At 35.8% G+C, this 25,127-nt stretch carries 19 protein-coding genes and 1 pseudogene; 11 read left to right on the plus strand and 9 right to left on the minus strand.

The annotated features are described in order from the left end of the window. Nucleotides 1–20 precede the first annotated feature (20 nt). The 3 genes and pseudogenes from MKX73_RS19440 to istA all read right to left on the minus strand — a co-directional run bounded on the left by MKX73_RS19440 (nucleotide 21) and on the right by istA (nucleotide 3,144). The gene (locus MKX73_RS19440) at nucleotides 21–641 is read right to left on the minus strand and encodes a hypothetical protein (RefSeq protein ID WP_340719022.1); all 621 of its coding nucleotides are present in this window, start codon (nucleotides 639–641) and stop codon (nucleotides 21–23) included. 208 nt (nucleotides 642–849) lie between these two features. Continuing rightward, nucleotides 850–1,526, minus strand: a pseudogene (locus tag MKX73_RS19450) (ATP-binding protein). A gap of 196 nt (nucleotides 1,527–1,722) precedes the next feature. Then, nucleotides 1,723–3,144, minus strand: a complete 1,422-nt coding sequence (gene istA, locus MKX73_RS19455; RefSeq protein WP_340716955.1) for an IS21 family transposase — start codon at nucleotides 3,142–3,144, stop codon at nucleotides 1,723–1,725. Between the two features lie 624 nt (nucleotides 3,145–3,768). On the opposite strand from istA, the gene MKX73_RS19460 reads away from it, so the two are divergent. The 4 genes from MKX73_RS19460 (at nucleotide 3,769) to ltrA (ending at nucleotide 8,025) form a co-directional block, all read left to right on the plus strand. Then, entirely contained in the window at nucleotides 3,769–4,662 is an 894-nt protein-coding gene (locus tag MKX73_RS19460) for a tyrosine-type recombinase/integrase (RefSeq protein ID WP_340719023.1), read from the plus strand. A 287-nt stretch (nucleotides 4,663–4,949) separates the two neighbouring features. Next, entirely contained in the window at nucleotides 4,950–5,861 is a 912-nt protein-coding gene (locus MKX73_RS19465) for a zeta toxin family protein (RefSeq protein WP_340719024.1), read from the plus strand. A 95-nt stretch (nucleotides 5,862–5,956) separates the two neighbouring features. Further along, complete coding sequence (locus MKX73_RS19470) at nucleotides 5,957–6,154, plus strand: hypothetical protein (protein WP_340719025.1); 198 nt, start codon at nucleotides 5,957–5,959, stop codon at nucleotides 6,152–6,154. Nucleotides 6,155–6,762: 608 nt separating this feature from the next. Then, entirely contained in the window at nucleotides 6,763–8,025 is a 1,263-nt protein-coding gene (ltrA, locus tag MKX73_RS19475; protein ID WP_340718832.1) for a group II intron reverse transcriptase/maturase, read from the plus strand. 87 nt (nucleotides 8,026–8,112) lie between these two features. Here ltrA and MKX73_RS19480 read toward each other — a convergent pair whose 3' ends face one another. The 4 genes from MKX73_RS19480 to MKX73_RS19495 form a co-directional block, all read right to left on the minus strand. After that, nucleotides 8,113–9,264 (minus strand): restriction endonuclease subunit S, encoded by a 1,152-nt coding sequence (locus MKX73_RS19480; protein ID WP_340719026.1) that lies wholly within the window; start codon nucleotides 9,262–9,264, stop codon nucleotides 8,113–8,115. A 2-nt stretch (nucleotides 9,265–9,266) separates the two neighbouring features. Continuing rightward, a complete protein-coding gene (locus MKX73_RS19485; RefSeq protein ID WP_340719027.1) occupies nucleotides 9,267–10,820 on the minus strand; it encodes a type I restriction-modification system subunit M in 1,554 nt (517 codons plus the stop codon). A gap of 13 nt (nucleotides 10,821–10,833) precedes the next feature. Further along, on the minus strand, nucleotides 10,834–11,418 hold the full coding sequence (locus MKX73_RS19490; RefSeq protein WP_340719028.1) for a restriction endonuclease subunit S: 585 nt from the start codon (nucleotides 11,416–11,418) through the stop codon (nucleotides 10,834–10,836). A gap of 149 nt (nucleotides 11,419–11,567) precedes the next feature. Further along, nucleotides 11,568–14,321: a type I restriction endonuclease subunit R gene (locus MKX73_RS19495; RefSeq protein ID WP_340719040.1), complete on the minus strand. Its 2,754-nt coding sequence runs from the start codon at nucleotides 14,319–14,321 to the stop codon at nucleotides 11,568–11,570. A gap of 345 nt (nucleotides 14,322–14,666) precedes the next feature. Here MKX73_RS19495 and MKX73_RS19500 point away from each other — a divergent pair, with 345 nt between their 5' ends. From MKX73_RS19500 to MKX73_RS19525, 6 genes are all read left to right on the plus strand, one after another. Beyond that, entirely contained in the window at nucleotides 14,667–15,518 is an 852-nt protein-coding gene (locus MKX73_RS19500) for an AAA family ATPase (RefSeq protein WP_340719029.1), read from the plus strand. Beyond that, nucleotides 15,499–15,867, plus strand: a complete 369-nt coding sequence (locus MKX73_RS19505; protein ID WP_340719030.1) for a DUF5388 domain-containing protein — start codon at nucleotides 15,499–15,501, stop codon at nucleotides 15,865–15,867. Before MKX73_RS19500 ends, MKX73_RS19505 begins: the two co-directional genes overlap by 20 nt. A gap of 812 nt (nucleotides 15,868–16,679) precedes the next feature. Beyond that, the gene (locus MKX73_RS19510) at nucleotides 16,680–18,230 is read left to right on the plus strand and encodes a primase C-terminal domain-containing protein (RefSeq protein WP_340719031.1); all 1,551 of its coding nucleotides are present in this window, start codon (nucleotides 16,680–16,682) and stop codon (nucleotides 18,228–18,230) included. Between the two features lie 747 nt (nucleotides 18,231–18,977). Further along, nucleotides 18,978–19,574 (plus strand): hypothetical protein, encoded by a 597-nt coding sequence (locus MKX73_RS19515; RefSeq protein WP_340719032.1) that lies wholly within the window; start codon nucleotides 18,978–18,980, stop codon nucleotides 19,572–19,574. 603 nt (nucleotides 19,575–20,177) lie between these two features. After that, on the plus strand, nucleotides 20,178–20,387 hold the full coding sequence (locus MKX73_RS19520) for a hypothetical protein (protein WP_340719033.1): 210 nt from the start codon (nucleotides 20,178–20,180) through the stop codon (nucleotides 20,385–20,387). Between the two features lie 306 nt (nucleotides 20,388–20,693). Further along, nucleotides 20,694–21,248, plus strand: a complete 555-nt coding sequence (locus MKX73_RS19525; protein WP_340719034.1) for a hypothetical protein — start codon at nucleotides 20,694–20,696, stop codon at nucleotides 21,246–21,248. 123 nt (nucleotides 21,249–21,371) lie between these two features. Here MKX73_RS19525 and MKX73_RS19530 read toward each other — a convergent pair. Both MKX73_RS19530 and MKX73_RS19535 read right to left on the minus strand, forming a co-directional pair. After that, nucleotides 21,372–22,726, minus strand: a protein-coding gene (locus MKX73_RS19530) for an IS3 family transposase (protein WP_340718498.1) whose coding sequence is annotated in 2 segments (ribosomal slippage) — nucleotides 21,372–22,273 and nucleotides 22,273–22,726 — 1,356 coding nt in all. Because the reading frame shifts where the segments join, the coding sequence is not laid out codon by codon here. 867 nt (nucleotides 22,727–23,593) lie between these two features. Then, complete coding sequence (locus MKX73_RS19535; RefSeq protein WP_340719035.1) at nucleotides 23,594–23,947, minus strand: helix-turn-helix domain-containing protein; 354 nt, start codon at nucleotides 23,945–23,947, stop codon at nucleotides 23,594–23,596. A 129-nt stretch (nucleotides 23,948–24,076) separates the two neighbouring features. On the opposite strand from MKX73_RS19535, the gene MKX73_RS19540 reads away from it, so the two are divergent. Continuing rightward, entirely contained in the window at nucleotides 24,077–25,069 is a 993-nt protein-coding gene (locus MKX73_RS19540) for a DGQHR domain-containing protein (RefSeq protein WP_340719036.1), read from the plus strand. Nucleotides 25,070–25,127 lie beyond the last annotated feature (58 nt).

Genomic DNA, 25,127 nt, shown 5'->3' on the forward strand with positions numbered 1-25,127 from the left:
ATATCTTTAACGCTTAAATTTTATTCTAAAGCCTGCTTATGATACTCATGAAGCGCAATAGAAAGTTGATTGGAGTAATTTTCTTCAACATAAGCCGTGATATAGAGCTTTTTATCGATTTCTAATTGCGTTGAATTGAAAAGTTTTTTGAAAAATGAAATCTTTTTTTGTTTCGTATACTGCTGAATTTCCTCATTTTGCAAACGGTTGAGCACGGTTTGTTCGATCGATTTTTCTCTAATCCGAATTGCAATATCCTCTTTATTGGATGCAACTATTTCCTCCACTTTTTTCTTCAACTCGGTGTTTTCATGTTCAAGTTTTTTCGTGATTGTTTGGATTGCCTCAAATTCTGATGAAGTTTCGGTAGGAAGGGCTTTGATTTCTTGGATTAAGAAGTCCTGGTTCAAAGTGAGCTGCATTTGCTCTGTTTCTTTGTTTGGCACCATTACAAATAATCCCGTTTTCATAATTTGCTCCAGAGCTTGGCTCATAGCATTGAGTCTATATTCAACATCTTCCGGTATACTAACTTCAGTAGCTGATGCCGTTCTTGTTTTGATGATATGGCCATCTTCATTAATTCGTAGAAGCTGCTTTAATCCTTTTACACGATACTCATCTTTTAACAGTAGAATCATACGAAGTTTTAAAACGGCTTTATAGTCTAGCCGAATTAAGGAGCCAGTTGAATACTGCGGAGCGTTTAAGCCAGCAGTGCGGAACTTTATACCAGTGAATGCGGAGTTTTGAGCCACCGAGTGCGGACGATTAAGCCACTCGTTAAAAATAAGAGGGAAACAACCACTACTAGTAGTGATTTGTTTCCCTCTTTCATGCTATGGAGGACTAGCGCTTGATGGGCTTTAGTCCATGACGTTCGCGCATCGATACTTCGCCATCAATTAAAATGTGGTAGGAATCATGGACGATGCGGTCTAAAATGGCATCTGCGATTTGGGCATGGCCAAGTTTGTCGTACCAGCCTTCCGGCGCAAATTGAGAACAGAAGATCGTTTTAGACGGGCTTCTACGATTTCAAAGACATTTAAAACTTGTTCTTCTGTGAGTTCTGTTAAGAGCCATTCATCAATGATTAATAAATCGATTTTTTTATAGTGTTGAATGAGCTTTCGATAGCTGCCATCTGCTTCATATTTAGCTACAGCTAATTCATCAAGTAGCTCAGGTAGGCGAATATATTTTACTTTATGGAATTGACGGCAGGCATGAATGCCGAATGCATTCGCTATATAGCTTTTTCCGTTGCCTGAAGCGCCCATTAAAATGATATTGTGGTGATTTTGAATATAGTTTCCTGTGGCTAGTTCTAAGATGAGTTTTTTATCTAAATGGCGATCTGAGTGGTATTCAATATCTTCAATGGCAGCCGATGGCTCATTGAATGTTGCTTGTTTAATTAAACGAGCAAGTTTGTTGGATTTGCGGCGATCGTATTCGGTATCCGTTAAGAGACTGAAAAGTTCATCAAAGTCCATCTCACGATAAGACTGATTTCGACTCATTTCTTGATAAAGTTCGGCCATTGCGCTTAAGCCCATTTCTGAAAGCTTACGTAACGTTTCTTGTTTACTCATTTTTTCTCCCTCCCAAAGTAAGCAGCTCCACGTGTAAAACCATGATTTTCGGTTGAAGCTGTAGTTGATTTTTTGGGTTTATTTTTGGCTTTAGACGTTTGTTTGGTTCTTTCTAATAGTCCCTTTAAAACCGTATTGGATGGGTTAGATGAGATTTCAAGCAACGTAGTAAAATCGCTTGTTCAAGTTCTTCAACTGCGTATTTTTTCGTGAGATTTTGTAGCGTATTTAAAATTTGAAGTGCCTTTTTCTCTACATGATTTTCTAAAATATACGCGACATACTTTTCTGTACATGGACCGATGGTTGCTGCCCATTTTGAGCTGTTTTCTGGATTATGCTCCACATATGAACGATGATGGTCAGGCATATGGTCGATGTTTGTGGAATATTGTCCAACGTTGCCTTTTAATCGTTTATGGGATGCAATTCTAGTTTCTTTAAAGTACACTTCAATTAGATCTGTTGTTAAGCGAATATCTACCGATTCACGGGCGTATTCGTAAGGGACGGAATAATACATGCGTTCAACTTGGATGTGGTAGTTCAGTTGAACCTTGGCGGTTTTCCATTCCGTCATCTTAAAGCGTGTTGGAGGAAGTTGTTGGAGAGTGCTTTTCTCTTCTTCCTCAAATACGCTTTTTCGTGTTCCAGGACGTTTTTGAAAATCGGTGGTGTTGATTTCTTCAAGTTTTTCAACGATATGTTGATTCAGTTCATTGATGTGAAAACACTGTATGTTGCGTAAAGCAGCGATAATTTGCCGTGAGGCATGTCCCACACTACCTTCGGCACTTGGTTTATCTTTTGGCTTTTGTACGCGACTTGGCACAATGACCGTGCGATAATGATCAGCCAGCTCACGATAAGCTTCATTTAGAACTGATTCTTCGCGCTTTGCTTTAATCACACCTGTTTTTAAATTATCTGGCACAAGTGTCTCTGTAACCCCTCCAAAGTAATCAAAGGCGTGGATATGTGCTGTCAACCAGTTGGCGGATGTCATATCTAGAAACGCTTCTACATACATCATTTGGCTGTAAGGTAAGGCAGCCACAAAAACATAGGCAGTTAAGTCCTCTCCTGTTGCACGATCTTGAATTGAAAGCGTTGCGCCTGCCCAATCTACTTCCAAAATTTCACCTGGTTTGCGTTTTAAAGGCATGGTTAATTTAAATTTTCGCGCATAATGACCGTACTTTTCAGCGAATGTACGATAAGCATAAGGGATTTTTTTAGCCTCCTTTGCGGCTATTGCGTACTCATGATGTAACAATTTAAGCGTGACGTGCTTTTTCTGCAGCTCCTTGTGTACATACTCCCAATCCACTGGACAGTAACCTTTTTCAATTGGCTGTTTCTCTGGGTAGAGATACTCTTCAAGCCACACATTTGTCATCGTATCGTTCAATGAGGTGACGTTTAGCTTTGCGGCACGTTGGATGACATCGGATACGGTATTGCGAGCGTGTCCGGTACTAGCGCTAATTGTACGTTGGCTAATTTGGTCGAAGGAAAGAGCTAATATCTTTCGGTAATCAATCATAAAAAATCCTCCTGTTCTGAAGTGTCATACCTGTTGGTATGCTCCTTCATTATACAGGAGGTTTAAGGGAATATATGTAAGTGGCTCAAAGTTTCCGCATTCGGTGGCTCAATTGTCCGCATTGAGTGGCTTAAAGTTCCGCACTGGTGGTCTTTTTGCTCCGCAATAATCAATTCTAAAAAAAATACACCCATAATTTAGTAGTAGGCTCGTTAAAGTGATTACTGCCCCCCAACTTTGCCATCCATTGACAAGTACTATACCAGCCTCCTCTATACTGAAATGGCATACGATTCTGTAGGTCATTTTATAGGGGAGGGCTTTTTCTATTTATTAAAACTATATGTTCGTATTCCATTTATGATGGATAAAAAGATTTTATCCACCTTAAAAAACAATGCTTGTTTAAGGTTGATTATGGTATATTAAAAGAAACGTATGTTCCCTTGAAATCCTCTGTAATCTCGGATCAAATTTTGACCAACATACACTTTTGAAAATCGACTTAGCAAAAGTAGAAATTTGTGTTGGAGAAATTCAAACTAGATTAGGGTGAAATAGAAAAGAATAGATTAGAAAAGAAATATAGAAAAAAGAACGGAATGGAATTGGGAGGTATATATAATGGAAGAAACTCTGTTTTCTTTGCAGCAATATAAGATGCAGCAACAGAAAGATGAAACGATTCAGGCAATGAAAAAGAAGAAGCTCGACATGTACAAACCAGATTTCAATTTATTTCAGGCGTTCTGTGAGCAGCATTTTTTAGCAATAAATTTTGACTCGCTTGAACTGTATTTACACGAACTCATTACGCAGCAACATGCACGCCTTTCAACATTCAACCGCAGATTTGCTGGAGTGAAATACTGGCTAGTTAATCAATATGGATTGCAGATGACGAATGAGCAAGAGTCAGGTGTGAAAATGCTACGGTCACTCTATAATGAAGAAGATTATCTGCGCTTAAAATCGATGCGTGGTATTCGTGCCGAGAAACAAACGGATGTGCTACGTTTAATCGATCGCTACGATACGGGGAAAAAAAGCGATATCCGTAAGCGTGCGATTTGTCTTGTAAATTTAATCACTGCCAATCGCCCTTCTGAAATGGTGCGTCTCAAAGTGAGTGACTTTGATTTAGAAAATCGTACGGTCCAGGTGATGATGGTGAAACAAGGTGACATGAAAGAAAAACGCCTGACGCTCGAGTGCGTGCAGGCGGTTAGAAACTATATAGCTGCTTGTGAATTGGTTTCCGAAGATTATTTTGTTGGTGCAGCCGATAAATGGGGTAACTATACAAACCGTCAAATTAGTGAAGTGAGCTATAATCAAGCCATTCAAAGTTGGTTAGGCTTTGCACCTTATACTTTCCGTAAAACTCAGATTACGGCTATGTATCAGAAAGGTGCTGATATTCCGACCATCGCAAAGCAGTCTGGCCATAAATCACATCAGACGATCATGGAACATTATATTAATTTAAAGAACAGTGATGTGGATGAGTATTTATAACTGCATTTATTTAAAATATTAAAAGTGGCTTGCTAAACTCTCAACAATTGTTTATTTTTAACATTAAGTTAATTTTTAAATTTACAATAAAAAATGTAATTTGCTACTGTCTCAATCGGTAAATAGTTACTCTTCTTAAAATGAAGGTAACAAAAAAGAAAATAACCAAATCATAAGAAGTGTATTTAACGTCGAAAAATTATAAGCGTATTAACAGTTTAAGGTTAAAGCTAGGAGCTTATTAATCGATTATTAGATATGTATTTCGTGGAATAGGAGAAGTAGAAATGGCTAATAATTTTTATGAGATGTACCTAAAAATGAAAGGTTATTATGGAAGTAAATGGATGGAATCTGAACATTTGAAAATTTTTTTAGAGAATAAAATTAGTAAGGATATACCTAGAAATGTATTAAACGATATTAATCTCTCTTTATTTTTCGAGAGAGAACATACAAATTTAGAAAGGTTGTATCGTACTTTGGTAACGGTAAAAGAACCATTTGATACTAAGGAAGCATATTCCAATGGAATTGAAGGGTATAATGCCGATCGATTAAATTTACATAGAAAGATTATTGATAAATATACTTCTGAACAAAGAGTAGCGATCTTACTTGGCGGGGGCTCTGGTGCGGGGAAAAGTTCTGCTATACAAAAATTTGTTCTGCCGGTTTTTTTAAGTTCTTTTATCCTTATCGATTCGGATGATATTAAAGAGCAAATACCGGAATATCAACTTTTTAAAAAAATGGAAGTGATAGACGCCAGCGATTATGTACATGAAGAAAGTTCTGATTTAAGTAAAACATTAATAAATTATTCCATAGACAATAAACGTAGTTTTATTTACGACGGTACCATGAGTAAATACGATAAATATAATGATTTAATTGATCGTTTAAAACAAACAGAATATGAAATACATATATTATTCGTAGATACGGATGTTGAAATAGCTCAAGAAAGAGTTGCCGAGAGATTTTTAAGTGAAGATGGTGAAATAGGGAGGTTTGTTGATCCAGAAATAGTAATAAAAACGAATCAAGAATCAGCCGAGACATTCTTCAAACTATATAAATCAGTAAATGGTTTTACTTTAATTAATAACAATGATACTCCACTTATCATAGCTACTAAAGAAGAAATTAAAGAGCCTAAAATGTTTGAGCTCTTTAAAAAAAAGGGTAAATATTAATGATAATTCCTTTTTAAATAAAAAATTATAAGAAATAATATTAGTAATTCAGATGTATTTAGGTTATATTAATAACAAAGAAGGGTGGGAAGGTCATGAACATTTCAAAAGCTATTGTTAATTCAGTTGAACGGAACGCAGAAGAATTTGTAAAAGAACAAAAAAAAGCTAAAACTGCAGAAGCACGTTCTAAGTCTAAACAGGCTTATTGGGAGTTTGTTCAGGCGAAAAGAGAACAATTAGCAACTTCTCCCAAAAGCACAAATCATGAATTCGTATTAATGAAAGCTTAAAACCATAAAAATCTATACTAAAGCGATTAGATGAATAAATCTAATCGCTCTTTTATGTGCGCCCGGCATGCGTACGAACTATAGGGTGCAAGTCCCGAACCCCGAAGACAGAAGTAGAGGTTAGCCAAGAGCAAGGGTGTCCGTGGTGACGCGGAATCTGAAGGAAGCTGGAGGCAAAACACCGGTCCGAGGAACACGAATCTCATAGAAGGCTAGGTGTGATTGGATGAGTTTGCATAACAAAACAAAGTCCCTTCTGTCGAAGGTCATATTTAGTAAATGAGGCGGATAGATGGTGTGAAAGTGCGTACGCTTACCCGGGGAGGTCTGACAGGAATGTGAAGTACCCTTCATAACCTACTTGGTGACAAGTAGCTGAACTGTCAGAAGTCAGCAGAGGTCATAGTACAAGTAAGTCTAGAATTACTTGGAAGGACTGAACAATTAAGAGAGAATAGCCCTTGGCTTTCCAACCTGGACGGATGAACACAGAAAACAGGAGAAACCTCACGCTTAGAAAGTAGTGGTGAATCCCACGAGGGTATTTGCGGAGGGTGTAGTCCAGTTGGGCAAGAGAAGAACAGCTATTCACGGAAAGGAACAAAATGGTGATGTTGAATCAAATTTTGGAACGGCAAAACATGATACAAGCATTAAAGCGAGTAGAAGCGAATAAAGGAAGCCATGGAGTAGACATGATGCCCGTACAAACCTTACGACAGCACATCCTCGAAAATTGGGAAACCATAAAATCGCAGATTTTGAATGGTACCTACGAACCGCAACCAGTCCGTCGTGTCGAAATCCCGAAACCAGACGGCGGTGTGCGTCTATTAGGAATACCAACCGTGACGGACCGTTTGATTCAGCAAGCCATCTCGCAGATTTTATCAAAAGAATATGACCCAACATTTTCGGACCACAGCTATGGATTCCGTCCAAATCGGAGTGCTCATGATGCGGTGAGGAAGGCAAAAGGCTATTTAAAAGAGGGATACCGATGGGTAATTGATATGGATTTAGAGAAATTCTTTGATAAGGTTAATCATGACCGCCTAATGGGAACATTAGCAAAACGAATTTCAGATAAACCGTTATTAAAACTTATTCGTAAATATCTCCAAGCGGGTGTCATGATTAATGGAGTAATTTCAAGTACAGAAGAAGGGACCCCTCAAGGTGGTCCTTTAAGTCCGCTACTTTCTAATATCGTCTTAGATGAACTCGATAAAGAGCTAGAGAAACGAGGACATAAATTCGTTCGCTACGCAGATGATTGCAATATTTATGTGAAAACCGAACGTGCTGGATTACGGGTGATGGCAAGTGTACAGCGATTCATCGAGGGTAAACTTCGTTTAAAAGTAAATGAAAAGAAATCAGCAGTAGACCGTCCATGGAATCGTAAATTCCTAGGTTTTAGTTTTACGAATCATAAAGAACCGAAAGTTCGCATTGCGAAATTAAGTCTCGTACGAATGAAGAAGAAAATACGAGAAATTACCTCAAGAAAGATGCCTTATTCCATAGAATACCGAATTGAAAAGTTGAACCAATATCTGATAGGGTGGTGTGGATATTTCGCTTTAGCGGATACTCCTTCAATATTTAAAGCATTAGATGGATGGATTAAACGAAGATTACGTATGTGTCTATGGAAGAATTGGAAGAACCCCCGAACAAGAGTCAGAAATCTTATTCGTTTAAAAGTACCTTATGGGAAAGCATACGAATGGGGAAACACCCGAAAAGGGTACTGGCGCATTTCTAAAAGCCCCATATTACACAGAACCCTCGGCAATTCCTATTGGGAAAGCCAAGGGCTGAAAAGTCTGCAAGTTCGTTATGAAACTTTGCGTTATTCATCTTAATTGAACCGCCGTATACGGATCCGTACGTACGGTGGTGTGAGAGGTCGGGAGTTAATCACTCCCTCCTACTCGATTAGCTGAAATTAGCTAAATGAACATTTGTTGCATGAAGGCTTGTTTTTGTGTATTCATTTCTTTGAGTTTTTGAACTTGGTAATCGATTCTAAAATTTAGACTTTCAAAAAAAGTACCTATTTTTTTTTGTTCTTGGATATTAGGCAACTGTATTACGATATTTTCGATTGTTTTCTTTGACAAACTAGGGACACCTGTAGATTCATCAAAACTTTTCCATTTAATCATTTCGAAAAGAGTATAAACAAATTGGAGGTTATTTGATTCGGTAGGTGTGCAATAAAAAAGTGTATCTACAGTCCAAAAAGGTGCTTTTAATATTTGCGGTACATCAATCGTACCTTTTCTTCCAATACCGATTGAATCGGCTTCGGATAGCGATTGGTCAACACTTAACATATATCCACCAGTTCCATAAACAGGGATATTCCCTTGTCCCAAGTGTTTATAATCTCTACCTGAATTGACTTTAATTAAAGAAGATAAATTCTTTTCTACCCACTCTGGAAATTCCTGCCCATCCTCATCCCTAAACCGTAATTCCTGACTGAAAATTTTCTGCATAAACCCTTTTTTCTGCTCTTTCAGCAAATCAATTTTCTTTTGTTGCAGTTGGATTTTTCTGTCGAAACGACTTATGAAATCGGCAATTTTTTCTTGTTCCTTTTTAGTAGGAATACTAATTTCAATAGAGTTTAAAATAGATTGACTAACATTAAAGCGTGTACTGCCTCCAGATTTAGAACCAATTTGATTACGTACAGTCGGGGATTCTAGATTTAACTTTAAAAAGTAGGGATAATAGTCAGCTTGTTTTTTCCCACGAATCACAAAACCACCAAATAAAGCGAAATTATCCTCGTCTAAATATACAGAACTTTTTCCAACATCATCTCTTGTTTCAGAGCTACGTAAAAATAATAAGTCACCATACTCAACCTTATTTGTCTGTTCAACTTTTTCTGAAACGGCTACAGAACCGATAATATCTTTATATTTTATCGAATTATTATTTAAGATATCTAATACATTGATAAATTTCCGACCATGTCCATAACTGCTTTTTTCAGCATTTATACCATTATTAAATGACATTAAGTCACTAAGTAAGGTTACTTTCCACTCGTCATTAAACTCTTTGAATCTTAAAATTGGCACAGGCATTTTTACACCCCTAATTCCTTAAAGTACTTCGCTAATTCCTGATCCACTTCCGCAATCTCAGCGTCAATCTCTTTTAAACGTTTCGCTACAGCTTGCAGGTCAATCACTTCTTCCTCTTCAAATGTATCCACGTAACGAGGAATATTTAAGTTATAGTCGTTCTCTTTAATTTCTTCCAAAGTAGCTGCATACGAATACTTCTCAATCGTTTCACGGCTCGCATAAGTAGCTATAATCTTATCTACATGCTCGTCTGATAAATGGTTTTGGTTCTTACCTTTTTCATAATCACTTGATGCATCGATAAATAACACATTATCATCATACTTACGGCATTTTTTGAATACTAAAATACATGTCGGAATTGATGTACCATAGAAAATATTTGCTGGGAGACCAATGACTGCATCTAAATAGTTTTTATCTTCAATTAAATATTTACGAATCGCTAACTCAGCAGCACCACGGAACAGAACACCGTGTGGTAAAACTACTGCAAACGTACCGTTATCATCTAAATGGTGGATAAAGTGTTGGATAAACGCAAAATCTGCTTTTGATTTCGGTGCCAGTTTTGCATACGCACTAAAACGCTCATCTTCTTTGAACTTATCGTCTGCAGTCCACTTTGCTGAATACGGAGGATTTGCTACAATCGCTTCAAAACGTTCATTTAAGTGCGCCGGTGCTTCTAGTGTATCATCATTTTTAATATCAAAACGTTGGTACGGAATGTCGTGCAGTAGCATGTTCATGCGCGCTAAGTTGTATGTTGTTGATACTTTTTCTTGACCGTAATACTTAAATACTTTTGCTTCGCGACCAACACGTAATAGAAGAGAGCCTGATCCACATGTCCCGTCATATACGCTACGTAATTCAGACTTTCCTTGTGTAACGATTTTCGCTAAGATTTTTGATACTTGTTGTGGCGTGTAGAACTCCCCTGCTTTTTTCCCAGCATTCGCTGCGAACTGTGAAATCATGTATTCATAGGCATCGCCTAAGACATCAATCTCTACATCATCTTGTAAAAACGGAATTTCTGCAATTTTCATGATAACTTTACTAATTAAAGTTGTACGGTCTTTTACAGCACGTCCTAAACGTGATGAATTTAAATCCATATCGTCGAATAAATTTTCAAAGTCTTCTTGGCTGTCGTTTCCTAAAGTAGAAGATTCAATGGCTTTAATCCCATTCGCCAACATTTCAATGTCAAAGCTGCCGTTCTCACCTTTTTCGATTTCTTGTAGAAAGTGGGAGAAGAGGTATTCAGGTTCTACAACATAGCCTAATTCATCGATTAGGTAGTCCGCTAAATCTTCACGGTACTCTTCGTTTGCCCAAGCATCTGCATACGATATGTTATCTTCTTTCAACAATGCATCAGCACGTGCCTCTACTTTTTCTGATAAGTAGCGATAGAAAATTAAGCCTAAAATATAATCCTTAAATTCACTTGCATCCATCTGGCCACGTAAATCGTTTGCCATCGCCCATAATTTTTTGTGGAGCTCAGCTTGTTGCTGGCGTTGCTTTTCACTTGTTGTCATCTATATTCCTCCGTTATTTCATACTTTTAATTAACTGTTGCTGTATAAGCTGGTGTTGCAATTCAATCCGCTCTAGCTGCAGTACTTCTTTTCTTCTTTTTAGCTGAGCAATGCGTCCAATTATTTTCTGCTTTTCTAAAGTTGGTAGCTCAATCCCAAGCTCTTTTAAATGGGAAAGCTTTAGTAATGTGACTGAACTGCCTTCGCTCATCACAGAGAGCTGCTTATGAATGTCTGGATGTTCATTGAAATACCACTCGAAAAAGGCTAAATCGACGGTTTCATGCAATCGTATTTTCAAAAAGTTATTTGTAAGCAAAAGACCACTGTATTTCTCTGGAAGCAAAGCAACCTTTTTAGCCTGTGTATGTAGCACTAAGCTAGTTGTGTCGGTTAGAAGTTGAGCATCTAACTTTTCTTTAGCCATGGTAATGTCTAAACTTTTTTCATTTGAAAAACGATAACTAATTCCTAATGTTTCATTAAATTCTTTTAATGAAAGTGGCTTTACCTTTACGGTTTGTACATTGTTCGCAGAAGATTCTAAACGAGTAGCAAAAGCTCCTTGTGTAAATTCTGCAATTTGTTCTAATCTCATTCCATCACCACACTTGTTATTTTTAAAAATATCATTAATTTAAATTAAATATAACTGATATATTTAAAAATATCAATACACAACTTAAAATTCCTTAGTTATTTTTAAAAATAACAAAAGAGAGCTTTTGGAAAGCTCTCTTTGCTGGTTTATGCCCCATATTTTTCTGTGAAATCACGAATGAATGAAGTAATAACTTTGATTGCACGCGATTTTTTTAAGAAACTACCTGATAATGCGTCCATAATCGTTTGCTTTTCAATGTAATTGGAATACTCATATGTTGCCAATTGTTCACGTAATACAGTATTTTCTATTCCATTTACTTCTGCAAATGCCACAAGTTCATTTTCACTTACTTCTTCTTCATAACGATGGAAAGCATCAATGACAGAAACATCTTTAGGTAGTGTCGGTGCTACTTTGTTTAGGAAATCTTTAATCAGTTCCGCTTTTAAACGTAATTTAGGATCTGTTCCGTGATCTAGCTCTTGTTCAATGAAACGAATTTCTTTATCAAGTTCATTTGGATCTTCCAGATTTAAATTAGCAATTAAATTTAAAATATAGCCAACATTAATCGTATCTGTGTGCATGAGCTCTAATTCAAAGTCCACATCATGAAGAATCGATTCTTTTGGTAATTCGCTACGTTTATACTCGTCGTACACTTTAAAATACTTGCTTTTGAAATCTTCATATGTTTGTTCGGAAATGGAAAGCACATTCTCATCAAATTCAAAATCAGAGAATGACTGCAATTTTTGCAGGAACTTCGTGACATTCTTAAATGCCATGATGAACTCATGCTTTTTTTCTTCACTTTCTAACAGGTCCACTTCTGCAGGAGTAGCTGCGAGTGATCTCAAGTTAGAAATAGCGGTTAGAAAAGCACCTAAATACTCAGTTTTACTTTTCATCAGTACCGTATCGACATTATCCGTTCGTGAGAATAAACGAATTGCCGCATCAGTGTTTTCTTTTAGGTTACGGTAACACACTATATTCCCGTATGGTTTTGTTGCTTTTTCTACACGGTTTGTACGGCTATAAGCTTGTAGCAAATCATGATATACCATGTTTTTATCGACATATAGCGTATTTAATGGTTTACTGTCAAATCCGGTTAAGAACATTTTCACCACAATTAAAATATCGATCTGCGCATTTTTAACACGCTTGGAAACATCGGAGAAATAACGGTCCCACGTATCTGTCGAGTAATCCGTTTCAAAATAGCCATTATAATCTTTAATCATGCGATCTAATGCTTCACGTGAATGCTCTTCTGTGCCATCACTGTCCTCGTTTTGCCCGTAAGTATAAATACCAGCAATCTTCAGGTTGTGGTCTTTGGATTTGAAAATATCATAATACTTAATGAGCGTTGGAATCGAATCGACCGTAAACATGGCACAGTAACCTTTGCTTTTTGACCGGCGTAAATGGTTGTCCAGAATATGATCGGCCACGTTATTTAAACGTTCTTCATTATGCCAAACTTCTTCTGTATCAATCGCATATACTTTATTTTTATTATTTTCATCAATTTTCGATTTCACCGTACTAATATATTCCACTGAGAAACCAAGTACGTTTTCGTCACGAATAGCATCTTTAATTAAATAATGATGTAAGCACTTTTCAAACAGGTCGGCAGTTGTGCGTCCGTCCTGGCTCTTATTTTCTTTAAAACGTGGGGTACCAGTAAAACCGAAATACTGTGCATTTTGGAAATGCTGATTGATTTCTTTACGCATATCCCCGAACTGGCTGCGGTGGCATTCGTCGATAATAAAGACAACATGCTCTTGTTTATATGGCTCCATAATCGAAGCATATTTTTCACTTTTCACCGCATTATTCATTTTTTGGATTGTTGTGACGATGAATCTTTTCATTGGGTCTTTAATTTGATCAATTAAAATAGACGTATCATCTGTTCGGTCTACAGCCCCTTTTTGGAACTTATTAAATTCCTGAATTGTCTGGCTGTCTAGGTCCTGTCTGTCAACTAAGAAAAATACTTTTTTAATGCCATCCTCATTAGAAAGGATCTGACCGGCTTTAAAGGAAGTTAATGTTTTCCCTGAACCTGTTGTGTGCCAGATATAGCCGTTATTATTCGTTTCAGTTGCCCGTGTTACTAATGCTTCGACTGCATATACCTGGTATGGACGCATGACCATCAATGCTTTATCTGTATCATTAATAACCATATAACGGCTAATCATCTTTGCTAAATGGCATGGCTGTAAGAACGTACTTGTGAACTCCTGCAGTGTCGTGATTAATTCATTTGCTTCAGTTGTCCAGAAGAACGTAAAGCCAAACTGTATATCATAATCAGAGTTGGAGAAGTATTTTGTATCAACGCCATTACTAACCACAAAGATTTGCAGGAAACGGTAAAGACCTGTAAATGTATGCCGGCGATAACGCTGAATTTGATTAAACGCTTCTTTAAAATCTAATCCACGTCGCTTCAACTCAATTTGGACAAGAGGTAAGCCATTAATCAAGATGGTGATATCATAACGATTTTTATACTTTCCCTCCATTGTTGTTTGGGTTGTAACTTGAAAAAGGTTTTTACACCATTCTTTCGTATTGAATAATTCTACGTATAAAATTTTGCCATCTTCACGTTCAATCGGAAGCTTATCACGTAAGATTTTGGCTGATTCATAAATGCTTTTATCCTCGATTTCCGTTAAAATACGACGAAATTCGGAGTCAGTCAGCGGTTGGCCATTTAATTTATGTTCATTGAATGTATTCAATTGTCTACGGAAATTATCTTTTACAGCCTCATAATCCGGTAAGTATACAGGCTGGTAGCTTTGATTTGTTAATTGTTTATGTAAATTATCTTCTAATTGAGCTTCGGACTGGTAGCCCATCATTAATTCCCCCTAAAAATTACTCTCTTTTATTATACTGAAGTTTTATTAAAATAGTTTCAATTACCCAAAGAAATATTAGGTTATTTGGTTTATAAGCTAAAGCTGAGCCTATGACACTATTGGGAATAGATACACTCACATTAAATCTACTTATAGACCTATCTACAAGTAGACACGTCTACAAATATACAATTAAAAGCCCTCCAACTCACTAAAATAATCCCTCTAAAACAATAATTTATTTCTTTTGCTATGAAATGTTTGCTATAATCTACTTATCTACATGTCTACAAATCTACATTTAACTAAAATTATGTTTTTAAAATAAGGGAGGTAACAGAAATGGAAAAAAGAGAAGAAGCAATCATAGTAACGTTCGGTAATTTCAAAGGGGGTACTGGAAAGACAACAAATAGTACAATGATTGCCTATGCATTATCTGAAATGGGTTACAAGGTGCTTTTGTGTGACCAGGATCCTCAGGCAAATGCGACGACATTGTTCTTAAAAACAAAAGCTTCAGTTACCGATGAAATCGTAACATTTAATAAAACATTGATGGCAGCGATTCAAGAGGAAGATTTGGGGCAAATTGTAACAGAGGTTAAAGAAAATTTGTATCTATTACCGAGCTTTAGTGATTTTGCTTTGTACCCACGATATCTTGAAAAGAAATTCCCGTCAGACACGAGCTCACGGGTTAAATATTTCGCTTCGTTAATTGAGCCATTGAAAAAGGATTATGATTTCATTTTCATTGACGTACCACCAACGATTTCGGTAATTACGGATGCAGCACTATATGCTTCGGATTTTGTCGTTGTCGTACTGCAAACACAAGAAAGAAGTCTGCAAGGTGCCGAAGTATTTACGGGTTACTTACAATCATTAATTGATGAATACGGTGCGAACTTGGATATTATCGGGATTTTACCTGTTCTTCTTAAAAACGGTGCAGCTGTCGATTTGGCAACATTGGAAAATGCCCGTGAAATTTTTGGACCTGAAAACTTATTTGAAAACGTAGTAAACAATATGGAACGTTTAAAACGTTTTGATATAACGGGAATTACGAATGAAGATATGCATGATCGCAAAGTCCATAAAAGTTATGGAATTATCGCTGGGGAATTTATACAGCGTCTGGAGTCTGAGTTATCGGAGGTGACTGGTGTTGAGCAACTTACTAAATAACAAAAAGAAAAAATTATTAGATCGTGGGCCTAAAATTACCCCTGCCCAAGAGTTTTCTCTTAGTGATGTGGAGACAAATGAAACAAATGTGAGTTCGGTTGAACCTGAACCATTAAAAGTAATAAAAGAAGAAAAACCGAAAAAGACAAAACAAAGCACGACAACGGTCCGGGTAGAAAAAATAACTAGAAGTAAACTTAATGCACTTGTACAAATGGGCAAGGCAGAAACGGTTGATGTATTAGTAGATATTCTGATTGATGAATATGTTAATCATCAACTCCTAAAAGATGAAAAGAAAACATACGATATCCTTTTAAATGTCCTTCGTAAAAAAGAAGAATTATAATTTCTAAAACACTTACTTAAACGTCAAAAGTAAGTGTTTTTGAATTTGATAAAAAAATTTTAAAATAAAAAAAGTCTACTGGTATACTCATCTACATGTAGATGAGTATACCAGTATATATATATACAAATCTACCAGTCTACACTGCTTCTACAAACCTTGGTAAATCAACAACTAAACCATATATAAAAGTCTACAGATCTACCTATCTACAAGTAGAGAAGTATACAAATATACTCATCTACTTGTAGATAGGTATACCAGTCTACAAACCTTTAAAAACCCCGAAAAAGCCTATTGCATCTAGGTTTTCCCATAGTTATAATGCAAATAACAGAACATAAAGACAAAACAAAAAAGCCATTCCCCAATGTCTTTGGCCGGACAAGGAATGACTTTCACACGATTAACAACTAAATAAGTAAGTGTTCGCAAATAACTAACCTATCGTCATTAATCTACAACAAAATAAAGTAGCGTCATCAATAGATCGCTTATCTTGTTGCTATAATATAATCGTGTGCTGGTAACACACAATTAAGTAATTCAATATTATGTTTATTATAGCAAATTTAGACCTGATTTTCAATATTGTTATATTGAAAAGTGGTTTTGTGTATTCTTTTTTAGGCTTCTTTTTTAAGGATGGCTATGGAGCCCACCTATTTGAAAGGAAAGCGATTGATCAGAGCTATTATGTTATTAGCTCTCAACTCTATGTATCAACCTCATTACCTCTTTCAGAGGTTTATCAACGAATTTTAGCTATTTGCGTTCACTTACCTAATTATTCAAGGGAGAGGTCTGCGCAAATGGCTATTTTTTCGTATGCAACCAAACAAGATACACTAGCAAAAATCATCGAAACAATCATGCATGAAGGTCTTCTAACTTATCATCCAAAATATTCTGATGCACCCCTGGATTTGCAGTACAGAGCAAAGCAGCTGGACAAGCTCCACAAAAAGGGGGCTGTTTTTGCTGTACGCAATAAAAGCCATTTTGAGAATGGTGTAAAAGGTTATATCATCACATCAAATGAAACGCTCATCAAACAGGCAAATCTAATTTCGCACTTCACTCCAAATGTATATCGCCGCTACTACTATGCCGATGACAAACGCCAGACAATTAAAGGCTTTGAAGAGGAAAACCTGCAGCAAATCAACGCATTCGTAGTCGATATTGATACAAAGGAATACAGCCTTAACGATATTCAATTGGCATGCATTGATGAAAGTATAGGCGAACCTACCCTCATATTAGAATCGGAGAGGGGCTACCAGGTGTATTTTGCTATGAAAACGCCGATTTTTATATCAAATAAAAACCAGTTTCGCAGTTTGAAAGTAGCAAAACGCATTGCAGAAAACTTAAAACGCAGTTTAGCGAGTGTCGAAGCAGATATGTACTGTAACGACTTCGGTTTTTTCCGTATGCCCAATAACCGCAATGTGAAGTGGTTTAACGAATATGCTATCTATGATCCGGCCACGTTAATCGCATGGTCCCAGCGCAAAGATGCTGACAGAGGACGTCAGCTTTATGTAGTACCGCAAAAAACAAACAGTCCTTCTCTATTGAACACAGATTGGTTTCACCAGCTGCTTCAAACAACGGATGTAAGGGGTGAAAAAGGACAAATCGGGCGTAACAACTATTTGTTTACGCTTGCTTTAGTGTGCTATCAAGACGCGCGTGACCAAAGCTATACATTTGATTTACTGGATCAGTTTAACTCACGCTTACGCACACCCCTGCCAGTAAAAGACTTGAATACAATCGTTGAATCAGCATATTCCGGGCGGTACCACGGACCGAAAAAGGAATATGTTGAACAACTTATAGAACTATACGCGCCCCATCACAAAGATATTAAAGTATCTTTTGGCCATACGGCTTGGTACAAGCATAAAAAAGCGCGCAAAGACCGTGAACGCAGCCATTTAGAAGAATGGGAAGCAGACATCACGGAGTGGATTACGGCAAAAAAACAAGTTTCTGAGCCGTTTATTTGGCGTACCCAAAAAGAGCTGTGCAATGAAATCGGTATTGCAAACAGTTCTTTAAACAAGCTGCTAAAGCAATCAAAAAAACTATTGAAAACAACTAGCGGCAAAGGCCGTAATGCAAAAACAGGCTGGACAACCGTTGATTTATACATAGCGTACATCATTTGGCTGAAAAAAGATCTTGGCGCACGTTTTGCGTTCGGAATCCGCGCGTTGGTCGAAGAACAAATCGATTTGATGGAACATGTCGCAGGATATGAAGTACTTCTAGAGAAACTTAGAAAGCTTCATTTTGAACAGATAATTAATGAACAACTGACCATGAGCGAATCATTAACGGGTACTGGTTAAATAAATACTCCACTCTGCCAATACATATTTCTAGTTTCCTATTTTTTACTTTGCCTCATAGAAAGAGATCTTGATTTGTTTTAATTAATATTAGGCTGTTTATATTGCTAGGGAACAAAGCCCACAGCGGGAGGCGTTCCACAGGCCAGCTTGCTGGGCGAGGACCTTAAAACAAGGCTACTGGGTAATCTAAGGGTTTATTATTTACGGACCGTGATTGGATGGATTATTTAATAGAGAGACCTATGTAAATATGCGATTTAAAATTAATATGGATTTTTACAGGAATTGAATATTTAGAAAGTAAGCTAGTTAGACCTTAGCTGAAGTCAGTATTGGAGATTGATATTTCAATGACATCAATCTTAGCGCTAAAAAGCTTATTATGAGTATTATTATTATTAAAATAGATTTCATTTGTAAGGTAAGTGTTTTTAACTTTGCTTTTTAGCAGTTACAGTAGTAAGAGTCTTGTAAAAGAATAATAGTATGTGTTTGGTCTTTATACGTTAAGTTAGTACTTTTCGATGAGTATATTGCGAAAAATAGGTATTCATATTATACGACTCTAGTTTTATTTTAGGGAATAGCGATTAGGTAGATAAGGTATTTTTTGTGGGTACGTTGTTTTGGAGTTGAAAGAACTTATCTTAGGAATATTATAGTTGGCAGAAGGATAGTTCTCATTAATTATAGAATTTAACAATTATTAGTTAAATATTAACAGTAAAGGTGGTAGACTTTCCTTTGAAAATGAACGATTTTAAGGTTTTACCGTTGGACGAACAATTAACAAAACTTAACAACCATTTGTTAACTCTAAAAGATAAGGCTGGCCGATTAGAAGATAATTTTAAATCGGAGGAATTTGATTTCAGCTATTCGTTGTTAAAGAAAAATGCAAATGAACTTGGTATAACGGTAGATGGTAAAAATTATGTAGCATTTAAAATGAGGGATAAACTACAACAAGTTTCTGTTTTAGATAAACAAAATAATAAAAAGCAGAATGTTAAACAAAAACAAGGTGTTGTTAAAAGGAATAAAATTGTTAACAAACAACAATTTTCTGCTGAGACAGAAAATCTTGTATTAACAAGTGATGAATTAATCTTTGTGAAAGAACTTTATAAGAATAAACAAGATCTTGTTAAGGCAAAGCAAAACTTATTCTTACCGCAGTTTGCGGGATTGAAGAAAACTACTGGTATTAGCGTGTATGTAGAATTATGGGAACGGTGGGGCAAGTTCAAAAAGAAGTATCCGATGTATTCAGGAACTGATTTAATGGCTCAAGCATTAGAAGAATTTATGGAGAAGTATGAGGAAAAAGTAGATTCTTAGAAGGAATATGTAAGTCCATAATCAAAGCACAAATGTGGGCACCTCCAATTTGCTAAACCTATCAATCAATTGAGATGTCATGCTTATGCTAACAAACAAATAAACCAATGTTTCCGTCAAACTTATTCCTCTTCGATGTATTCTCTTCAATTCACCGCTGAGCCAAGTGTTGCTTTGTAATAAAGTTCAATCAAAAATGCCTCACAAACCATTATTTACGGTAAAAAAGAAGAATCTATTTTGAAAGAAAGATTGATCAAAATAGATTCTTCTCTTGCATATATAAGTTTCCGTTTTATAAAAAAGTTTGTTCATTTTCTAATTGTGTTGCTCAACAATCGCGCCCAGATCGTATTTGTGGAATAAATAAAAATCCTGTATCTTTACAGGTTTTTTATCAAACTTTATTATAAATAATCGAACTTAATTATAAATAATCGAACTTAATTATAAATTATCAATCTTTATTAAAAGACAACATCTATCTTACGTCCGCACTATACAAATGGTCTGTTGTTGGTTACTCATAACTAGCTTGTATTACTCAACTATTTATGGAAAAATAAAACAGTAAGACCATTTTAGTAACAGGAGGAACAATTGATGAACCAATATGAATTTAAGAACATCACAATTAAGATTCACAATGGCGATAATAGCAAAACTGCTCTAATCGTTAATAAAGAAACATCCGAACAACTTAATTTATTAAATGCAAATAACTTCGCTACATTAAGAACAAAACTTGAAAATTACTTCTCAAAGGAAAATCTTTTAGAAGTTGGCGAAACAATAGATCACATTTTCAAGTAAGGATAACAGAGCAAGGTACTGTTTGTACCTCGCTCTTTTTCATTCCCCGTAAAACGCATAATTGTACTCCATAAACGCGCCAAGATTGTTGAATAACTAAATTAAATCAATATGTTCACAAAGTTAAGTACAAGAAAATTCCCAAACACCACTTTGGGAGCCAACACCCTTTATTCAATTGAATAAGGGGTTATTTTGACGCTTATAAACAGTAAATCCCCAAACCTCGATTTGGGAACTATAAGGTCGGAATAAGAATTGTTGTAAATAAACTGGACAAAATAAACTTAAATAAAATTTAGGGTGATGAAGTTGAAAAAAATTTTTCCTCTTTTCTTATATTTATTAGGTTTCTTAATTTTGGGAATAAACGATAGACATGTTTCTGGAAATACAAACGATATTCCTCCACCTTTTGAGGAAATATATCCTGAAATAGGGTACAAATCGGTAGATGTTGCAGTCGACGATTTTGAACAACATTTTAATCAAGAGCCTATGTTACCAATAAGAGTACCACCAATTAGCTTTACGCATTACTGGGGCAGGTTTAGTGATTTAGATGGCGAAGCAAATGACACTCTTGAGGTTACATTTATAAGTGAACATTTTCCTAATAATCACTTTAAGATTGATGTGCGATCTATTCAACATAAAATCTCGTTTGAAAAGTATAAATCTAAAGAGATTCAATTAAAAAATGGGAATAATGCAATATATACGGGAGAATTATTCCCTGGTTTTAAATTGTTGATATTCGAAACAGTTCATTGGCAATATGTGTTTAGTGTTGATGAAGATGTTTCCGATGAAGTAACACCTGAAATACTCGTCCAAATAGCAAATTCGATTGATTTCTAAAAATCCTTATTTAACTAACGCTTTAGTGAAACAAGTATTTATAACGTATACAAAACAAATCTAAATAACGTTCCCAAATCAAAGTTTGAAGTGACCCCCAAAAGTTAGACACGGTTATTTCGCTTAGGCAGCTTGGGTAAAATGAGTTCGGTATTGTACCGGACTCATTTTAAATTTGGCCTTTAGACGTTTCGTGTTGTAATAATGAATATATTTTTCGAGCTCTTCTTTAAAGTGCTCAATACTTTCAAATTCTTTTAAGTAAAGGAATTCTGATTTCATGATGCCAAAGAAATTCTCCATCACCGAGTTGTCGTAACAGTTGCCTTTTCGTGACATGCTTTGCACAATGCCTCTTGATTGGAGCGCATGGCGATATTGCTTCATTTGATAATGCCAGCCTTGATCGGAATGCATGAGTAGCTGGTGGTCTTCTGGCAAACGCTCTAATGCTTTATCTAACATGTCTGAAACAAGAGAGAAAGTAGGTCTAGAGCCGATTGTATAAGTAATAATTTCACCATTAAACATATCTAAAACTGGCGATAAATACAGCTTTTCGCTAAATAATTTAATCTCTGAAATATCCGTTGTCCATTTTTCATTTGGTGCTTCCGCTGTAAATTGGCGGTCTAAAATATTTGGGGCAATTTTCCCCACTGAGCCTTTATACGATTTATATTTTTTCATCCGGACAATACATTTTAGGCCGAGTTCTTTCATGAGGCGCTGTACCTTTTTGTGGTTCACTTTTTGCCCACGATTCGCCAGCTCATCCCGAATACGACGGTAGCCATAACGACCATCATGTTCCTTATAAATGGCTTGAATATCGTCTTTTAATTTCGTGTCTGGATCAGGCAAATCTAATTTCTTTGCGATTTGATAAAACGTACTGCGTGGAATTTCTGCGTACGCTACAAGTGCTTTCACCGAATAAATCTCCCTTAATTCACAAATGACTTTTACTTTGTCTTTCGTGGTGATGCTTCCTTGGCTTGAACTAAGGCATTCAACTTTTTTAAATAGGCATTTTCCATTTCTAACTGTTGGATACGTGCTTGAAGTGCTTCTGTAGAGCCTTCTACTAAATTCTTTTTAAATGATTTCGTTCCTTGTTTTTTCATAGATGGACGCCCCTTTTTCTTTGGCTGAAGGGCATCCTCTCCTAATGTTTCGAATTGTTTTTGCCAATTCCGTATGCATGAACCGGCGCCAATATTGAAAATCGCTGCCGTTTCATAGAAGGACGTACCATGTTCAGTCATATAGTTAAGTACGTCTAGTTTAAACGCTTTTGAATAATTTGTATATCTTCTGACGAACGCTTCTACACCGTTCTTTTGATATTGTTTCGTCAACGTTAGTAAATAACGATGTGAAATTCCAAACTCCGCAGCGACGACTCTGGAGCTTTGCCTGCTCGTTAAATAGCGTTCAACCACTGCTAATTTTTGTTCGGCACTCATTTTAGCCATGAAAAAAACACCTCATTCGTTAGTATTGTGTCTAACAAATGGGGTGCAGTTCAGTTTTGGGACACTTTAATAAGGCACGAACGTTGATTTAACAGCGTTTCGTGCTTTTTCTTGTGAACATTGTTTATGCGGTATTTTATACAAAGTAATAAGCGGTTGATGCAGCGGTGTTTGCACTTACTGGCGTGTTATTCAGCTTGCATAAAATTGTGTATATTTCTTATCGTTGTAAACCCATCATTTCTGACGCTACCTTCTAAAAAAGTTCTTCAATTAAATGGCCCTTTAATTGAAGAACTTTATTTTCACTTTACAGGTTCTTAATCCAAAAGAAAAACCGAAATCCCCTTTTAGAAATAGGAAATTCCGGTACATCTTTATTTATAATCTACACCAAGTTGTGTTATAAAAATCGCTGCGGTTGAAATTTTCTTTTTCAATGGTGTAGATGAGCACCTTGTCCAAACTATTATGAAACTGAAGAAAGACAAATGAGTGAAAGGAATTGATGAATTAAGTAAACATTATTAAACAACCTTAATGAGAAAAGCAGCGATTTTTAGAAGGGACATTTTGTAATTTTTTCGAAAACAGTACAGTTATTTAGATAATAAATACTTTAAAAAAAATAGACGTTCACTTACTCGGATATTTTCTGCAGTTTACGCATTTAAGTTTAGTTGGTTTTTAATGTAACATTTCAAAGATCATCTTTTTAAAGCAGTTACGGAAGACGATATTTTTAAATGGAACTATAACAATTAAAACATCTTACTATAATTCCATATATTCCAAAGGAAGTGTAACGAAAAAAAAGAGCTTTTATATTATTGTAAACCTTATTTTTATCGTATCATTAGAAGTTTTCTAATCTTCTTCGTTAAAAGCCTCCTGTATATCCGCCACTATTTTAGTAATTAATTTCAGTTCCTTTTCACTACAATTCGCTAATCTATATTCTAATTTGTTTAATAGTGTTTGTTTTGCAGGTTCTTGTTTTTCTAGGAATTGAGTTAAATCAAATAAATCCTCAGGTAATACCTCTAATCCAGTAGTAATTTTTTCTAAGGTTTGAATAGTTATGTTTCTACTGGCTCTTTCTACCCCAGCCAAATAAGAAGTTTGCATCTCGCATTTTTCAGCGAGTTCTTCTTGTGTAAGGCCTCTTAATTTTCTTATGTATTGAATATTTTGTCCTAATACCTTCATTAGATCGCTCATTGAATCACCTCAACTTAAGCCTAGGTGAGTATTTAAAATACAAACAGATACTTAAAAATAATAATTATTTGATTTTATAACTTATAAGTAATAAAATGAAGTGTGATTTTATAAGGAGTGAAATTTTAAATGAGTAATAATTTAAGTACAAGTGTAGTTCTAGAAAATGTGGTGCAGTCGAAGATGAGGGGAAGGGTTATTTATCAAGGGGCCGTATCATCCCAAGTAGCCGTGAATTTTTCATATTCTAAATTATTTAATGATCCATCAGGAAAAGGCTATCAACGTCCAATCAATAAAAAACGTTGCACAAATTTTGCGGATTATTTATCACAAGGGGAAGACTCTTTATATACACCTATTTTATTAAATGCTGCAGGTAATTGGGAATTTCATGCATATGACCGTCAACGTCCAAATTATGGTCGTTTAATTTGTCGTAAAAAAGCAACCTTAATGGATGGCCAGCATCGTTTAGGAGGAATAAAAGAGTACATCGAGGAAACAGGTAGCACTCTAAGTGTGCCTTTTTTGGCGTTTCATTATTTAGATGAAGATGAGGAAATCAAACTTTTTGATGTAATTAATACAAAAGCGAAAGGGATAGGGACTTCACTCAGTCGTTATTTAAATCGTGATAATGATGACTTAAGTTGGGTCGCAACAAATTTAATATTAAAACCAGAAAGTCCATTTTTTAGTAAAGGAACATTGATTGGTAAGCGCACACGTGAGAAACATATTACATTACAGAACCTTTATCACATCGTTAATTTACTTACAAAGAAATCTGATTTAGCAAAATTGCCAAAAGAAAAGATATTAAACTTAACAATGTTCTATTTTAATTTAATCAAAGAATTGCTACCAGATGAATGGGAGGATTATCAAAACTATCGATTAACACATATAACATGTTTAAATGCATTAGCGATTGTAGGAAACGAACTAATTAATGAAAATTATTTAGCGAAGTCACAGCAACCAGATTCGGTTAGGATTGCTAATAAACTAGTTAATTTAGGGGAGATTGATTGGTCTGCAACTGGAGACTTAAAATTTGTTAAGGGAGTGGCCGGAACCAAGTTGCTTGCGGGAGATATTAGAAACTGTATTAAATAAATCAGTATAATTATTCAACGCATGTCTCTCAAAGCAACGTGTGCAGACAAGGCGGCAA

It is taken from the genome of Solibacillus sp. FSL W7-1436 (assembly GCF_038007305.1).
Taxonomy (GTDB): Bacteria; Bacillota; Bacilli; order Bacillales_A; family Planococcaceae; genus Solibacillus.

Coding starts and splice junctions, on each gene's coding strand:
- MKX73_RS19520 (WP_340719033.1), top strand. CDS start 20,178: ATGAACCAATATGAATTTAAGAACATCACAATTAAGATTCACAATGGC.
- MKX73_RS19485 (WP_340719027.1), bottom strand. CDS start 10,820: ATGACAACAAGTGAAAAGCAACGCCAGCAACAAGCTGAGCTCCACAAA.
- MKX73_RS19495 (WP_340719040.1), bottom strand. CDS start 14,321: ATGGGCTACCAGTCCGAAGCTCAATTAGAAGATAATTTACATAAACAA.
- MKX73_RS19535 (WP_340719035.1), bottom strand. CDS start 23,947: ATGAGCGATCTAATGAAGGTATTAGGACAAAATATTCAATACATAAGA.
- MKX73_RS19465 (WP_340719024.1), top strand. CDS start 4,950: ATGGCTAATAATTTTTATGAGATGTACCTAAAAATGAAAGGTTATTAT.
- MKX73_RS19440 (WP_340719022.1), bottom strand. CDS start 641: ATGATTCTACTGTTAAAAGATGAGTATCGTGTAAAAGGATTAAAGCAG.
- MKX73_RS19525 (WP_340719034.1), top strand. CDS start 20,694: ATGAAGTTGAAAAAAATTTTTCCTCTTTTCTTATATTTATTAGGTTTC.
- MKX73_RS19510 (WP_340719031.1), top strand. CDS start 16,680: ATGGCTATTTTTTCGTATGCAACCAAACAAGATACACTAGCAAAAATC.
- MKX73_RS19500 (WP_340719029.1), top strand. CDS start 14,667: ATGGAAAAAAGAGAAGAAGCAATCATAGTAACGTTCGGTAATTTCAAA.
- MKX73_RS19460 (WP_340719023.1), top strand. CDS start 3,769: ATGGAAGAAACTCTGTTTTCTTTGCAGCAATATAAGATGCAGCAACAG.
- MKX73_RS19540 (WP_340719036.1), top strand. CDS start 24,077: ATGAGTAATAATTTAAGTACAAGTGTAGTTCTAGAAAATGTGGTGCAG.
- MKX73_RS19480 (WP_340719026.1), bottom strand. CDS start 9,264: ATGCCTGTGCCAATTTTAAGATTCAAAGAGTTTAATGACGAGTGGAAA.
- MKX73_RS19490 (WP_340719028.1), bottom strand. CDS start 11,418: ATGAGATTAGAACAAATTGCAGAATTTACACAAGGAGCTTTTGCTACT.
- istA (WP_340716955.1), bottom strand. CDS start 3,144: ATGATTGATTACCGAAAGATATTAGCTCTTTCCTTCGACCAAATTAGC.
- MKX73_RS19470 (WP_340719025.1), top strand. CDS start 5,957: ATGAACATTTCAAAAGCTATTGTTAATTCAGTTGAACGGAACGCAGAA.